Below are 14,179 nucleotides of genomic sequence, written 5' to 3'. Positions count from 1 at the left end.
GGAAACGACTCAACATTTTCCCGAATCGACCAATCCGACGCCACACCGGCACCGAACCACTCATGACAAGCCGGGAAACACAGTCCGGCACCGTCCTCAAAGGAGCAATCTCATGCGCAGCACCCGGCTCGCGTCCGCGATCGGCGTCCTGACCGCGGCCATGATCTCCGTCGCCGCGTGCGGCAGCGGCGAACAAACCGCCTCGGACGCCACCACCTCGGCCGCCGCCACGACGACCACCACCACCACGACCACCAGCAAGGCGATGAGCGACGGCGTCACCACGACCAGCGACGTCTTCGGCGCCGGTTGCGCCAGCCTGCCCAAGGACACCGAGGGTTCCCTCGACGGCATGGTCGACGACCCGGTAGCCACGGCGGCGAGCAACAACCCGCTCCTCAAGACACTTGTGGCCGCGGTCACGGAAGCCGGCCTCGTCGACACGCTCAACAAGACCGACGCCAAGTACACCGTCTTCGCGCCCTACGACCCGGCGTTCGAGGCCCTGGGTCAGGAAACGCTGAACGCGGTGCTCGCCGACAAGGCCAAGCTCACCTCCATCCTGACCTACCACGTCGTGCCGCAGCGCATGGACAAGGAAGGCATCCTGTCCTCCGCGAACCTGCCCACCGTCCAGGGCGGCACGCTCAAGGTCGAGGGCTCCGGCGACAACGTCACGGTCAACGGCGCCAAGGTCCTGTGCGGCAACATCCCGACCGCCAACGCCACCGTCTTCGTCATCGACAAGGTCATGATGCCCACCTCCTGACCCGTACCGCCCCATGCGACGAGGGGTCGTGGCCACTCTCACCGTGGCCGCGACCCCTCGTCGCGTCCGGCAACGCGATCGGCGGCCCCCCGCTGAGGTTCGTTCAGTGGTTCGACCGGCCGTCGAAGGACCACAACGCCAGGTCACCAACGGGCGAGTCGGCGGCCGTGGCCGGGTGATCGCGGGTGCGGACCACTCGATCGCACTGCCGACGCCCGCGCCGCCGACGATCACTCGGGGCTCGTCGTGGATCGTCATGCCGAACGGCCGGTTCTCGGAGTCGCAGTTCCAGGCCACCGTGACCACGGTGAGTGCGCCGTCGCGGGTGGCCGGCAGCCAGGCTTGGGCTCTGCCGACGACGGATGGTGGTCCCGGGCGATGAAGCGCGTTCTCCGCCGGTCCGCCACCGCGCATCCGCCGAAGTGGGTCGACTGCGGTCGGCGGTATCAGCCGTCCCACCGCGAGCGCCAGGCGCTGGACGACCGCGCCGTGGTCCTGCCCGGTGGCCTCGACCGACCACTAGATCATCAGACCCTCGACGAGCAGGTTGACTCCGGCCTGGCGGCGGCGCACGTCGCGTACCAGGCCAGCGTCTCGTCCAGGGGCCCGTGCGTCCTCGGACGAGAGCAGCTTGCGTGGCCGTACCGCACGGTGCATCGCTGATTGAGCTGCACGACCGTTTCCATCGCGCGACGCGGTAGGCCGCCAGGTTCGCCGGTGATCGTTTCAGTGCCCTCAACCGTCGTCGGCGAGCGTGCGCGACGACGGCTGCGGTACCGACAGTGGTTCGCCCCGCGTCGGCCTCGTGACCGTCGTAACCGTGTCCAACTCGGACGGCAACGGCGGCCGGCACGGTGGGTCGGGTGCGCGGTGGGCCGCTGCGTGACGCTGGTTTCGGTGAGATGACACGGTCGGCGGGGTGTCACCTGATGGTGTTGTTGTCCGGGTTGTCCGCCGTGGCGTCGAGGGCGGCAGGCGACTTTGCGATACGGGCAATCCGGATGGGGGTTCGCGCCGAAGGCCATGTGTAGGCCAGACCGTTTCGAACCCCTTCAAGAAGAGGAACGATCATGACGACGTTCAAGACCCGAGCGGCACGTGCGGCGGTTCCGGTGTTCGCCCTAGGGCTGGCTCTCACCGCGCCTGCGGTGGCCTCGGCCCACGACGGCGACCACGGCACCGGTTCCGGCGACGACGGCGGCACCACGGTGGCCACCGTGCAACTCCGGCAGCTCAACCACAGCGGCGCCTCGGGGCAGGGCGCTCTCGTCCTGCGCGGCAACCAGGTCGACATCGCCGTCCGCGTCCGCGGCGTACTCGCCGACGCCCCGCACGCGCAGCACATCCACATCGGAGCACAGGGCCGATGCCCGACCCAGCGGGCCGACACCAGCGGTGACGGCATCGTGAACACCACCGAGGGGCATCCCTTCTACGGACACATCGGCACCTCGCTGACCACCAGCGGCGACACCAGCCCGGCCAGCGGCCTGGCGATCGACCGCTTCCCGACGCCCGACGGCAACTCCTACAACTACCGGCGCAGCATCACGGTGACCGCCGATGTGGCGAGCAACATCCGCAACGGCAAGGCGGTGCTGGTCGTGCACGGCATCGACCCCAACCGCAGCGGAACCTACGACGGCAGCGCACCCAGCGACCTCGACCCGTCCCTGCCGCTGGAAGCCACCTCACCGGCCGCCTGCGGGCCCTTCCGCACCAGCCGGGGCGGACTCCTCGGCCTGGACTTGGGCCTGGGACTCGACCTCGGCCTGAACCTGGGTCGCCGCTGACCCCGGAGCCGCACACGCGTGTGGGAGCGCGGCTTCACAACCCCGTGGCCGCGCTCCCGCGCCTCGACGGCCGCACCGCCGACCGCGCACCGCGGATTCCGACCTGGACGCGAAGGTGGCCGTCGAGGACTTGGTGCAGGAGACGTGTGCAGGGCAGCGAACACTGCCGGAAATCCTGGCGACGCCTGTGACCGCGGGGACGTCCCGTCGGGTGCGGCTGCCAACGGCGCGATGCCGAGCGCGGACGATCACATCGACCAGTACCTGTGAAGTTCCGACTTGTATGCAGGTACCGGTTGGGCCGGCTAGATGATCATTGGCGATAGCCGGCCCGACCGAAGGCGGTCTTGACTGCCGTGTGGACGGTCGCCCGCCGTACCGGAGCTTTGGTTGTCAGGAACTGCGGACCGGGTTGTGGTCGGCGGGGTGGTGGGCGTCGTGTCGGCTGGTGGCCATAGGTCACGCGTGAAGTAGCCAGTTCATGCACGTTGTCTCGCCGATAAAGCCGGTCGCCGGTGAAATCGCTGCGGAAGACAACTCGCCGGTCCAGGGCCACGCGTACTTTTAGGACATCCGGCGGTGGAGACGAAGTTCTACGTGGTCGCCCAGTTCACCCGGCACATCCGGCCGGGCATGCGCATCCTGGACACCGGCAGTGAACTGGCCGTCGCCGCCTACGACAGCGCCGCGCGCCGTCTCGTCATCGTCGCTGCCAACCCGGGGGCCGCGCAGAGGCTGACTTTCGACCTGTCCCGGTTCGGCCAGGTCACCGGAGGATCAGCGCGGCCACCAGCACTTGGGACGCCGCCCGCGGCGACCTGCGGCTGAACTACACCCACGGCGGGCTGACCCGCGTGCTCGTCGACGACGGCAGGCAGCCGTTGTTGCTGCTGCTCGCGGACAAGCAGACCGCGGCGACGTTCTGGCGGCAGGACACCGCGTCGGGTCCGGTACTCGTCCGCGGCACCCACCTCCTGCGCTCCGCTCGGGCCGCGGGCGGGCTGCTGACGTTGACCGGCGACACCACGTCCGACGGCACGGTGGAGGTGTTCTCCACCGCCACACACGTCGACTGGAACGGCAAGCGGGTGCAGACGCGGAGCACCCCGAGCGGCAGCCGCACGGGAGCGCTGCCCGTGGCCGCGCCGGTCACCCTGCCCGCGCTGACCGACTGGAAGCACCAGCAGGAGTCGCCGGAGAGCCGACCGGACTTCGACGACTCGGCGTGGCCGGTCGCCGACAAGATGACCACCAACAGCAAGACCGCGCCGGGCACGCTGCCCGTGCTGTTCGCCGACGACTACGGCTTCCACACCGGCAACACCTGGTACCGGGGCCGCTTCACCAGTGACGGGAAGCAGACCGGCATCTCGCCGTCGTCGCAGAGCGGCGGCTCGGCCGGCGCGTTCTCCGTCTGGCTGAACGGGACCTTCGTCGCCGAAGGCGTCGGTCTCGCTGAGCGTGCCGGACACGGCCGGGAACGCGCAGCAGTTCACGGCGACCGCCACGGTGCGGGTGCCCACCGGTGCGCCCGCTACGCGGAACGTCACCGCGACGCTGACCGCACCCGAGGGCTGGACGGTCGGCCGGGCGACGCCGGCGTCGGTTGGCCGCGTCAACGGCGGCACGTCCGCGGTGTTCTCGTGGCCGGTCACCGCGCCGAGCGGGACACCGGTGCCCGCCGACCTCCAGGTGAAGGCGAGCTTCCAGCAGCAGGGCAGGCATACGTCGGTGACCGACGAGCGGATCATCGGCGTGGTCCCGGCCCTGCCCCCGAGCGGCGAGGTCGAGGTGGGCGGCCTGCCCTTCCTCGGCTCCGTCAGCGGCTGGGGCCCGGTCGAGCGCGACATGAGCAACGGCGAACTGGCTGCGGGCGACGGCAAACCCCTCACCATCGCGGGCACCGTCTACCCGAAGGGCCTCGGAGTGCACGCGGAAAGCGACCTGCAGTTCTACCTCGGCGGGAAGTGCTCGCGCTTCACGGCCCTCGTGGGCGTGGACGACGAGACCGGCGGCGCGGGCAGCGTCACCTTCAGCGTCGTCGTGGACGGCGTCACGCTCACCACGACCCCGGTGATCAGGGCCGGCCAGGCCGCGGTGGCGATCGACGTCCCGATCACGGGGGACATCCTCGATCTGGTCGTCGGCGGCGGCATCGACGGTGTGGGCTCCGACCACCCCGACTGGATCGCGCCGACGCTGACCTGCTCCTGACCCATCTCACGACGCTCCCGGCTCGAACCCGTCGGGTTCGAGCCGGGAGCGTTTCGCCGTCACGGCGGGACGCCGCACCGGCGATCCTGTCCATGGGCGAGTCGTGGCCCAACTCCCACCACGCCGACCGCACCTGCGCCAGTCACGAAGTGCGCCCCCGTGGCCCACCCGGCAACAACCGGCTGGACTCGCGAAACCGGTGTGACCAGCCAGTAACACCCAGTAAAGTCGGACCTCGACAGCACTAGGAGGTTCGATGAGCTGGTCGAGACGCGAGTCGACGCCGGACCAGGGTCAACCGGTGTACGTGTTCACCGAAACCAACCAGAATGGTGCTGTCTACGAGACCTACCGCGCTGCCGATGCGGAGGTCGCGAAGGCGTTCCTGTTGACCCGACGGGTCGAGCGCCAGTTGTTCTACATCGTGGTTGAAACCCCGCAGGGGAACTGGGGCACGGACATCGAGGGTCTGTACCTGGAGAACCTGCTGCCCTGGCAAGCCGACACCAGGTCGGCGGACTGCGTCGGACGAATCGAGTCCATCACCAATGCGTTCGGCCTGAGATCGGCGGCCCGGGGCCACGGCGACAACTTCGTCGCGCGGGTCAAATGCGGCCGGTGCGGACATTCGTGGCACGACGCGCTGCGTTACCGGAACGACACGGTGGTCCGCTGCCCCGGCTGCGCGGCGCCGAACACCGTCGATTCGTCCGGGATCACCGTCACCACCGATCCGGTCCAGCAGACCGAAGTCATCATGAGTCCGTACGCCATCGCGCACGAGGACGCGGAACCGGCCGACGGCGGTAACCCGCAAGTAGCGCTGACGGCCGTGGACTACGCCATTACCGCCGCTCGGGACGCGGTGGCCGCGGCGCTGCCTGGGCAGCCGCACCGCCCCGGCCGGCTGTTCAACCTGGGCTGTGCCATCGAGGAACGGTTCATCCGGCTGAGCGAACCGGCCGACCTCGACGCGGCGCTCGCCGCCTTCACCGAGGCCGCCGACACCACCCCTCCTGGGGACGCGGCGCGGGCCGAGCGCCTGCTCGCCGTCGTCCGGTTGCTCAACGCCCGGCGACACCTCGTCGACCGGTTGGCCGACCTCGACGCGGTCATCGACAGGTTGCTCACGGCGCGGGCCGCCCTGTCACCGGTGGCGTCCGAGCGGCCCGCGGTGCTCTCCCAGCTCGGTCTCGCGCTGCGGGACCGCTTCGAACGCACCGGCCGGTTCGACGACCTGAACGACGCCGTCACCGCCGGTCGCGAGGCATTCGCCGAGACTCCCCCGAACTCGGTCCGCTATCCGGGGTACCTGGCCAACCTGTCGGCGACGCTCCGCGTCCGGTCCGAGCACATCGGCCGGAGGGAGGACCTAGACGAGGCCGTCACGACCGGACGCGCGGCCGTGGCAGGCGCTCAGCCCGGTCACCCCGACCGTGTCGCGTGCGTGAGCACACTCGGCCTGGCACTGCACGAACAGTTCATCACCACCGGGAACCAAGTCGCGCTGACGGACGCGATCACCGCGTTGACGGAGGCGTGCGCCGCCACCGAACCCTACGACCCGAACTACGCCGGGCTGCACCACAACCTCGGCCGCACGCTGCTCGCCCGGTTCGAGTCGACGAGCCGACTATCCGATGTGGAGGGTGCGGTCGCCGCCGCCCGCACCTCGACGGCCGCGGCAACCCCGGAGGACGTGGACTTCGCGAAGTTCCATTCGCAGTACGGCACGGCGTTGCTCGCCCGGTTCGATCGCACGGGCGACCTGACCGACCTCGACGACGGCGTCACCGCACATCGTCAGGCCGTGGTCGCCACACCGGCCGGTCACACGGACTTCGCCCTAAACCGGGCCGGACTCGGGGCCGCGTTGCTGACCAGGTTCCAGCGCACCGGGACGCCGGCCGACCTCGACGAGGGCGTCCGCGCCCTACGCGACGCAGCGCAGGTCACGTCGGCCACGCACCCGGACTACCCCGGCATCCAGGACAGGCTCGGCGTCGCCCTGCATCACCGGTACCGGCGCACCCGCCAGGAGGCCGACCTGGACGACGCCGTCGTCGCCGGCCGCCACGCGGTCGCCCGCACCGCACCCGACCACGCCAGGTACCACCGGTACCTGGCGAACCTGGGCTCCGCGCTGCACACCCGCTACCTGCACACCGATCGCCTGGCCGACCTGGCCGACAGCATCGCGCTGGATCGCGACGCGATCGCCGCCAGCCGGCCGGACAACCCGTACCACCAGATCTTCCTGGGCAACCTCGGTACGGGGCTGATCGACCGGTACCGCGTCACCGACGAGCCGGCCGATCTCGACGAGGCCATCACCGCCATCCGGCAAGCGATCGCGGGCACGCCGCACGACCACCCAGTGCGCTCCACCCATCTGAACAGCCTCAGCAACGCGCTGCAGACCCGGTATCGGCGCACCGCCGAGGCGAGCGATCTGGACGAGGCGCTGTCGACCGCACGTGACGCGATCGCCGCCACCCCGCCCGACGATCCCGACCGGAGCACTCTGGTGCACCTCGCCGTCCTCCTGGGCATTCGGTTCGAGCGCACCGGCGAACTCACGGATGTGGACGAGGCGATCACCACTGCGGGCGAGGCGGTGGCCGGCCTCCCACGCGAACACCCCGATCGCGTGAAGGCACTGATCGTCCTCGGCGCGATGCTCCGCGACCGGTTCAGGCGCACCCGTCAACCGGCAGACCTTGACCAGGCGACCGTCGCATTCCGGGAGGCGTACGGCGTCGAGTCGGGTGCACTCCCGGATCGGATGGCCGCGGCCGGGATGTGGGGAGAGATGGCGGCCGAGGCCGGTCGGATCGACTCGGCTGCGGACGGGTACGCGGCGGCGGTACGGCTGCTGCCGCGGTTCGCCTCGCACGGCCTGGCCCGCGCCACCCAGGAGGACCGGGTCGCACGCTGGAGTGGCCTGGCCGCGGACGGCGCGGCGTGCGCGGTCCGCGCCGGCCGTCCCGAGGAGGCGGTGGAACTGCTCGACACCGGCCGGTCGGTGTTGTGGGCACAGCTGTTCAACCTGCGCACCGACCTCACCGAGCTGGCCGAACGCGCACCCGCGCTGGCCGAGCACTTCGAGCGGATCCGGACGCTGTTGGACGCGCCGCTGCCCGCGGTGAGCCCGTCCGGCGATGACGACGACCCACGCGCCGAACAGAATCGCGTGGCTGAGGAGCGCATGCGCGCCGCCCGCGAGTTCGACGACCTCATCGGCCGGATACGTGCCATCGACGGTTTCGAGCGGTTCCTCCAACCCACGTCGTTCACCGAACTCCGGGCCGCGGCCGGTGCCGGCACGGTGGTCATCGTCAACCTCAGCCGCCACGGCTGCCACGCGCTGCTGGTCTCCGCCACCGGTGTCGACGTGGTCGAGCTGACCACCCTGACCCGCGCGACGGCGACGACACGGGCCAACGCCCTGCTAGGCGCCCTGGGCCGCGCCACCGACCCGAACCGTTCGTTCGCCGAACGGGAACAGGACCGGCACACGATCCTGGACGTCCTGGCGTGGCTGTGGGACACCATCGCCGACCCGGTGCTGACCAGGCTCGGCCACATCGCCCCGCCGGCCGGCGCGTGGCCGAGGATCTGGTGGTGCCCGACCGGCCCCCTTGCCCTGCTGCCGCTGCACGCCGCCGGCCACCACCCCCGTCGCCGGACCGACGCCGCCGGCGGCACGGTGCCCGACCGCGTGATCTCGTCGTACACCCCCACGCTGACCGCGTTGCTGCGCGCCAGAAACGCACCGGCCCCGACGGGCAGGCCGGCGCTGCTGGCCGTCGGCGTGCCCACCACTCCCGGCGCGACCGACCTGCCCGCCGTGTCCGACGAGCTGGACCGCGTGCACGCCCGCTACCCGATCACCACCCGCCTGGAGAACCGGACCGACGGCCAGTCCCCGGACACCCCGACCACGGCCCGGGTCCTCGCCGAGCTGCCGCGGCATGCGTGGGCGCACTTCTCCTGCCACGGCAGCCAACACTTCAGCGACCCCACTGAGAGCGCGTTCTGGCTCGCCGACGGCCCGCTCCGCATCGCCGATCTGATCCACCACAACCCGGGCCGACGCGAGCTGGCGTTCCTGTCCGCCTGTCAGACGGCGACCGGCAGCCCCAGAATGGTCGACGAAGCCGTGCACCTGGCCGCGGCGATGCAACTCCTGGGCTACCGGAACGTCATCGCCACCCTGTGGTCGATCTACGACCACCTGGCCCCGGACGTCGCCGACGCGGTCTACGCGGCCCTCACCACCACCGGCACCCCGGACACCGCCCACGCCTTGCACCACGCGGTCACCGCGTTACGGGCGCAATGGCCCACCGACCCACTGGTATGGGCGCCCTACCTCCACACCGGCCCGTAGAGGTCACTTCATCAATGCCGTGACACCTTCGACCCTCGGACCACCAGGCCCGTGCCACACACGGCACACTCGGCCCGGGTCCGCGTCCTCATCGGCAGGGTCCTCCAGTCAGTCTGAACCGCCTATTGTTACTGCGCCGCTCGAACCAGCCATCCCGTTCCCCACTTCGCCTCTTCGACGGGATTCACTTGTGCGGCACGAAGGGGATCAGGTCTGGGCGGCCTTGCAACAGGCAGGTGACGGCCCAGCCGGTCGCGCGGTCCAGCGGTCCGGTGTGGTCCAGGCGGAGGGTGGTGGCCAGGGCAGGGGTATGGAGGCGGGTTGCGGCCTCGACGAGGGAAGCGTAGGTCTCGGTGGCGTCGCGGGCGCGGTGGCGAGCGGTGATCAGGATCGCCGCGGCGAGCAGGGCACCTGGCCACCACAGGATGCCCGCGGCCAGGTAGAGCACGCCCCAGCCAGCCAAGGTGGCGGATCGGCCGAACGCGGCTCTGGCATCGGTGATGGTGATGCGGGTTTCTTCCGGCATGGTGAGCCAGAGGTAGGGCCACGCGGTGGGCAAGTCAAGGCGGTAGTCGCGGTCAATGCGGTGCACGACGGCGTGCAGGCGGTCACCGATCCAGCCCGGTCGGGCAGGTTCTTCGAGGGCGATGCGCGCGATGCGGCTGTGCCCTGCGATCAGGGCTTGGTCCATTTCAGGCGGGACGGGGTCGCCGTGGGCGAGGCGTTCGGCCTTGGCTTGGGCGAGGGCGTGGTAGGCGCTCTGCTTGGTCGACCAGCGGCGGTGGCGGCGGCGAACGCGCAGGCGGGCTAGGTGCCGGAGTGGCGGCCGGCGGGATGTCCAGCGGTCGGCGAGCCAGGCGCGCTCGATCAGGGAACCGAGAGCCTGGGCGGTCAGGCCAGCCGCTGCGGCGGCCAACAGAACCACGAACAACAGCAGGGCCGTCGTGGTCGCCGACGAGGTGGTCCAGTTCGACAAACGGTCGGTGAGGCGGCTGAGGGTGAACGGGCGCGTGTGCCCCAGTGTGTGGGCGGTGGCGAGGATGGCCAGGTAGAGCACGCCGGGGAGAGCCAGCAGGGTGAGCCAGCGTTCGGCGAGCTTCTTGCCGAGTTCCGTGAGGAAGCCACCCATCGCTAGATCCGTTCGGGGCGGAGCGGTTCATCGAACAGGGTGCAGCGCGTGGACTTGTCGGACGACGGAACCTGGGTGCGCGAACAGCGGTGCCGGGGGCACAGCAGGACGACGTCAACGGGCCGCATCTGCCCCAGACCCCATGGGGTCGCGGTGCGGACGGCGCCGAGGAGGCCCAGAGCGTCGCCACTGCGTTGCAGCGCGGCGTGCAGGGTGGTGACGGGCGCGGTGAGTTCCTGGCCGCCCCGTGCGGCGGCGAGGAACTGGTCCAGCGGAGCGGCATCGCCGGCTTCTTCGAGAAGGGCTCGGATAGCGGGTTCCTCGGCGCAGACGCGGCCGATGGCGACTGCGATCTCGGCGTCTTCCTGTGCGGTCAAGGGGACTCCCTGGCTTCTCACGTGGGGCGGCCAGTCTAGTAGACCGTCGCTTCCAACCTTTGGGGTAGAGGTGGCGGAGTCGGGTGCGGGCGTTGTCGGTGGTGAACTGCCAGTCGACTCCGCGCTGGTTGGTGTTGGTGGTGTGTTGCCAGGCGGCGAGTTCGGTGTTGAGGGTGTCGAGGTCGCCGATGCGGCGGTCGAGGCATTGCCGCGACAATGCGGAGAGTTCGATCTCGGCGATGTCGAGCCAGGACCCGTGTTCGGGGGTGTGGTGGATCTCGAGGGCGTGCACACGGCGCCACCCGCGTAAGGGTTCTGTCCACACGAAGATCGAGCAGGTGCCGCACCGGACGTATTTGCTGTCCTGGCGGGCATCGCGGCCGGGCCGGGCCGGGCGGGGAGCGGGTCGCGGACGTGGCCGAGTAGCTGGAAGGGTTTCTCGTCCATGCACACGACCGGGCGGGCGGGGTCGTGCGGCCGGGCGTAGACGGCGAGCACGTCTTCCATGCGGGCGGCGAACTCCGCGTTCGCCCGTGGCGGGAGGTTCCAGCACTTCCTCAGATGAGGGCGCAATTCCGTTTTTTCAGGACCCGGCCGATGGTGGAGTGGTCCAGGTTCGGGATGTCCTCGGTGAGTTCGACGTGCTTTTCCAGCAATCGCAACGACCACCGGGCATGCCCGGCCGGTGGCTGCGAGCAGGCCAGGGCGATCAGCCGGGCCTCGGCCTCGCCGGTCACCGGGGACGGCACCGGCGGAAGGGCACGCCTCTTGCGCGAGACCGTGGCAAGGACATCACCACCGGTCTCGGCGAACCGCTTCGAGACCAGCCTCAGCATCTCGCCCGAGACTCCGAGCCGGGCGCCTGCTGCCCATGAGCGACCGGGACACGGATGCGGAAATCCTGGCGCTACGGCGCCAGATCACCGTCCTTGAACGCCAACTGGGCAACGCCCGTCCACGGTTCTCCCCCGGCGACCGAGCGTTCCTCGCGGCACTGCTGCGCCGACTTCCGGTCGATGCGCTTCGTCGGCTCCGACTGCTGGTACGCCCGGAGACAGTGCTTCAGTGGCACCAGGACTTCATCAAACGTCCACCAGGTGTGCCGCCGCTTACCGGCGGCGGCACAGCCCGACCCGGAACCTCAACCATGACAACACAACAGCCGACCGCCGCCATCGAGGAAGACGTCCGCGTCGAGCACGGCACCCTCTCCCTCGTCGACCCCGACGCCGACTACTGGCAGAGCGAACCCGACTTCACCGACGACCACATCCTTACCACCCACCCACCCGCACCGGATCTGGTTCTACAGCGCCGCCACAGACCACCACGCCCGCGTCCGCCTCGAACTGTGGACAACCCGACCACCCGAACCCGCACACGACCGATCAGCCACCGAGTCCGGGTCGTTCCACACCGACGGCCGACGACTGTGCCTCGCCACCACCGTCAACGGACCCGTCATCCACCTCCCCAACCCAGAACAACCCCACGACACGCCACACATCAAACACCTCGAACTCCCCTCCCCCGGCCACTACAACTTCGACCTCACCGTCACCGGCCGAACCGAAGCCGCCGAACTACCGGAAGCAAGCACACACCGCGGTATCGAAACCTGGCACATCCGCCTCTGGCCCAACACAAACTGAACACCCCGTCGTGCGGGCCTCACGAGGTGGAGTTCCGGTCCGGTGGAGGGCCCGGGTCAAAAGATCAACCCACTCAAGCGCCAGATGTACGGTCGAGCCGGGTTTGCCCTGCTGCGCAAGCGCGTCCTGCTCACCGCGCAGTAACCGCAGCCCCGCTGTGGCTTCGCCCACGGCTGTCCGATCTGGTGCAGCGGCTGGTCGACGACCGCCCGCGACAACACAACAAACCCGCAACCCACTGACGGATCTCGACGACCAGGCAGACGACCTCCGGCTCCTCATCCGACACCGAGCCGACCAGTTCACCACCTCATTCGACGCCACCCTCCCCGACACCGGAATCAACGTCGTGAAGACCCCACCACGGTGCCCACGAGCCAACGCCCACGCCGAACGATTCGCCGGCACCATCCGACACGAAATCACCAACCGCCCGCTCATCATCAACAAACACCACCTCAGAACAGCGCTGAACCACTACACGGCCCACCACAACCACCGCCCACCACACCAAGCACTACAACTCGCACCACCACCACCGGACCACCCGATCACAGAACCGGGCTACACATCGACACGCCGCCGACCGACCCTCGGCGGGGGCACAAGCCACACCGGCCGAGTGGAGGAACGGCGTCAGCCCTTGCGGCGAGCGGCGAGCACCAAGTGGGCCGCCACACCGAACACCAGGCCCCAGAACGCCGAACCGATGCCCGCGATGGTCAGTCCCGACGCGGTCACCAGGAAGGTGATCAGCGCCGCCTCGCGGTGCTTGTCGTCGTCCATGGCGCCCTTGAGGCCGCCCATCAGGGCACCCAGCAGCGCGATGCCCGCGATGGCGGCGACCAGTTCCTTCGGCAGGCCGGTGAACAGCGCCAGCAGCGTGGCGCCGAACAGGCCGACCACGATGTAGAACACGCCGCAGAACACGCCGGCCGGGTAGCGCCTGCGCGGGTCCGGATGGGATTCCGGGCCGGTGCAGATGGCGGCGGTGATGGCGGCGAGGTTGAGCGCGTGGCTGCCGAACGGCGCCAGCAGCACCGACACCGCCCCGGTGGTGCCGATCAGCTTGCGGTCGTCGGGCTCGTAGCCCGCGCCGCGCAGCACCGCCAGGCCGGGGGCGTTCTGCGACGCCATGGTGACCATGAACATCGGGACCGCGATGCCGATGATCGCCGCCAGCCCGAACGACGGCGTCGTCCACTCCGGTCGGGCGAGGTCGAACCGCACGGCCGACAGGTGCAGGTCGCCGCCGACCGCGGCCGCGATGACGCCGGTGATCAACGCGCACAGCACGGCGTAGCGCGCGGAGAAGCGCTTGACCACCAGGTAGGTCACGAGCACCACGGCGGGCACCAACGGGCTCACTCCGAGCGCCTTGAACGCGTCGACGCCGAAGGTGAACAGGATGCCCGCCAGCATCGCGGAGACGATCGGCCCCGGGACGCGGGACATCAGCTTGCCGAACACACCGGTCAGCCCCACGAGGGTGATCGCCACCGCGGACACCATGTAGGCGCCGACCACCTGGGCGTAGGTGAACTGCCCGAGGCTGGTCACCAGCAGCGCCGCCCCCGGGGTCGACCACGCGGTGATGATCGGTTGCCTGGTCCACAGGCTCAGCAGCGCACAGGTCAACCCGCTGCCCAGCGACACCGCCCACACCCACGACGTGGTCTGGCTGTCGGTCAGCCGCCCGGTGGCCGCGGCGGTGAGGATCACGACCATCGGACCGGAGTACGACACCACGACCGCGATCAGCCCCGCCACGACCGCCGAGATCGACGAATCGCGGAAGAACCCGGCCGGCTGCCTCGTCTCGACGGCGGTGCTCCCCGACGCGTCGGTCACC

General features: G+C 70.0%; 12 protein-coding genes and 2 pseudogenes. 9 read left to right on the top strand and 5 right to left on the bottom strand.

The window, feature by feature from the left end:
- The first annotated feature begins 112 nt into the window (after positions 1–112).
- From F4560_RS04245 to F4560_RS04220, 8 genes and pseudogenes are all read left to right on the top strand, one after another.
- Positions 113–769, top strand: a complete 657-nt coding sequence (locus F4560_RS04245; RefSeq protein WP_184916472.1) for a fasciclin domain-containing protein — start codon at positions 113–115, stop codon at positions 767–769.
- Positions 770–875: 106 nt separating this feature from the next.
- Complete coding sequence (locus F4560_RS04240; RefSeq protein ID WP_184916470.1) at positions 876–1,151, top strand: hypothetical protein; 276 nt, start codon at positions 876–878, stop codon at positions 1,149–1,151.
- Positions 1,148–1,432, top strand: coding sequence for a hypothetical protein (locus F4560_RS04235; RefSeq protein ID WP_184916467.1), 285 nt, complete (start codon positions 1,148–1,150; stop codon positions 1,430–1,432). The genes F4560_RS04240 and F4560_RS04235 overlap by 4 nt, the downstream gene beginning before the upstream one ends.
- 407 nt (positions 1,433–1,839) lie before the next feature.
- A complete protein-coding gene (locus F4560_RS04230; RefSeq protein WP_184916464.1) occupies positions 1,840–2,562 on the top strand; it encodes a hypothetical protein in 723 nt (240 codons plus the stop codon).
- A 579-nt stretch (positions 2,563–3,141) separates the two neighbouring features.
- Positions 3,142–3,390, top strand: a complete 249-nt coding sequence (locus tag F4560_RS44055) for a hypothetical protein (RefSeq protein ID WP_246477720.1) — start codon at positions 3,142–3,144, stop codon at positions 3,388–3,390.
- Positions 3,391–3,416: 26 nt separating this feature from the next.
- Positions 3,417–3,950 (top strand): annotated as a pseudogene (locus F4560_RS44050) (beta-galactosidase domain 3-containing protein); the annotation flags it as partial.
- 73 nt (positions 3,951–4,023) lie between these two features.
- Positions 4,024–4,776, top strand: coding sequence for an NPCBM/NEW2 domain-containing protein (locus F4560_RS44045; protein ID WP_312868410.1), 753 nt, complete (start codon positions 4,024–4,026; stop codon positions 4,774–4,776).
- A gap of 256 nt (positions 4,777–5,032) precedes the next feature.
- On the top strand, positions 5,033–9,169 hold the full coding sequence (locus tag F4560_RS04220) for a CHAT domain-containing protein (RefSeq protein WP_184916461.1): 4,137 nt from the start codon (positions 5,033–5,035) through the stop codon (positions 9,167–9,169).
- Between the two features lie 184 nt (positions 9,170–9,353).
- Here the strand turns inward: F4560_RS04220 and F4560_RS04215 are convergent, their stop codons facing one another.
- The 4 genes from F4560_RS04215 to F4560_RS04200 all read right to left on the bottom strand — a co-directional run bounded on the left by F4560_RS04215 (position 9,354) and on the right by F4560_RS04200 (position 11,747).
- The gene (locus F4560_RS04215) at positions 9,354–10,298 is read right to left on the bottom strand and encodes a hypothetical protein (protein ID WP_184916458.1); all 945 of its coding nucleotides are present in this window, start codon (positions 10,296–10,298) and stop codon (positions 9,354–9,356) included.
- A gap of 2 nt (positions 10,299–10,300) precedes the next feature.
- Positions 10,301–10,675 carry a hypothetical protein gene (locus F4560_RS04210; protein WP_184916455.1) on the bottom strand — a complete coding sequence of 125 codons (375 nt, stop codon included), beginning with the start codon at positions 10,673–10,675 and terminating at the stop codon, positions 10,301–10,303.
- Positions 10,676–11,232: 557 nt separating this feature from the next.
- Positions 11,233–11,511 (bottom strand): helix-turn-helix domain-containing protein, encoded by a 279-nt coding sequence (locus F4560_RS04205; RefSeq protein ID WP_246477719.1) that lies wholly within the window; start codon positions 11,509–11,511, stop codon positions 11,233–11,235.
- 71 nt (positions 11,512–11,582) lie between these two features.
- On the bottom strand, positions 11,583–11,747 hold the full coding sequence (locus F4560_RS04200; protein WP_184916452.1) for a hypothetical protein: 165 nt from the start codon (positions 11,745–11,747) through the stop codon (positions 11,583–11,585).
- A gap of 737 nt (positions 11,748–12,484) precedes the next feature.
- Between F4560_RS04200 and F4560_RS44040 the strand changes: the two are divergent.
- Positions 12,485–12,850 (top strand): annotated as a pseudogene (locus F4560_RS44040) (integrase core domain-containing protein); the annotation flags it as partial.
- Positions 12,851–12,963: 113 nt separating this feature from the next.
- Here the strand turns inward: F4560_RS44040 and F4560_RS04190 are convergent.
- Positions 12,964–14,178: a benzoate/H(+) symporter BenE family transporter gene (locus F4560_RS04190; RefSeq protein WP_221483331.1), complete on the bottom strand. Its 1,215-nt coding sequence runs from the start codon at positions 14,176–14,178 to the stop codon at positions 12,964–12,966.
- Position 14,179 lies beyond the last annotated feature (1 nt).

Source organism: Saccharothrix ecbatanensis (assembly GCF_014205015.1).
In the GTDB taxonomy this organism is placed as follows: domain Bacteria; phylum Actinomycetota; class Actinomycetes; order Mycobacteriales; family Pseudonocardiaceae; genus Actinosynnema; species Actinosynnema ecbatanense.
This window is presented reverse-complemented; position numbering and strand designations above follow the sequence as displayed.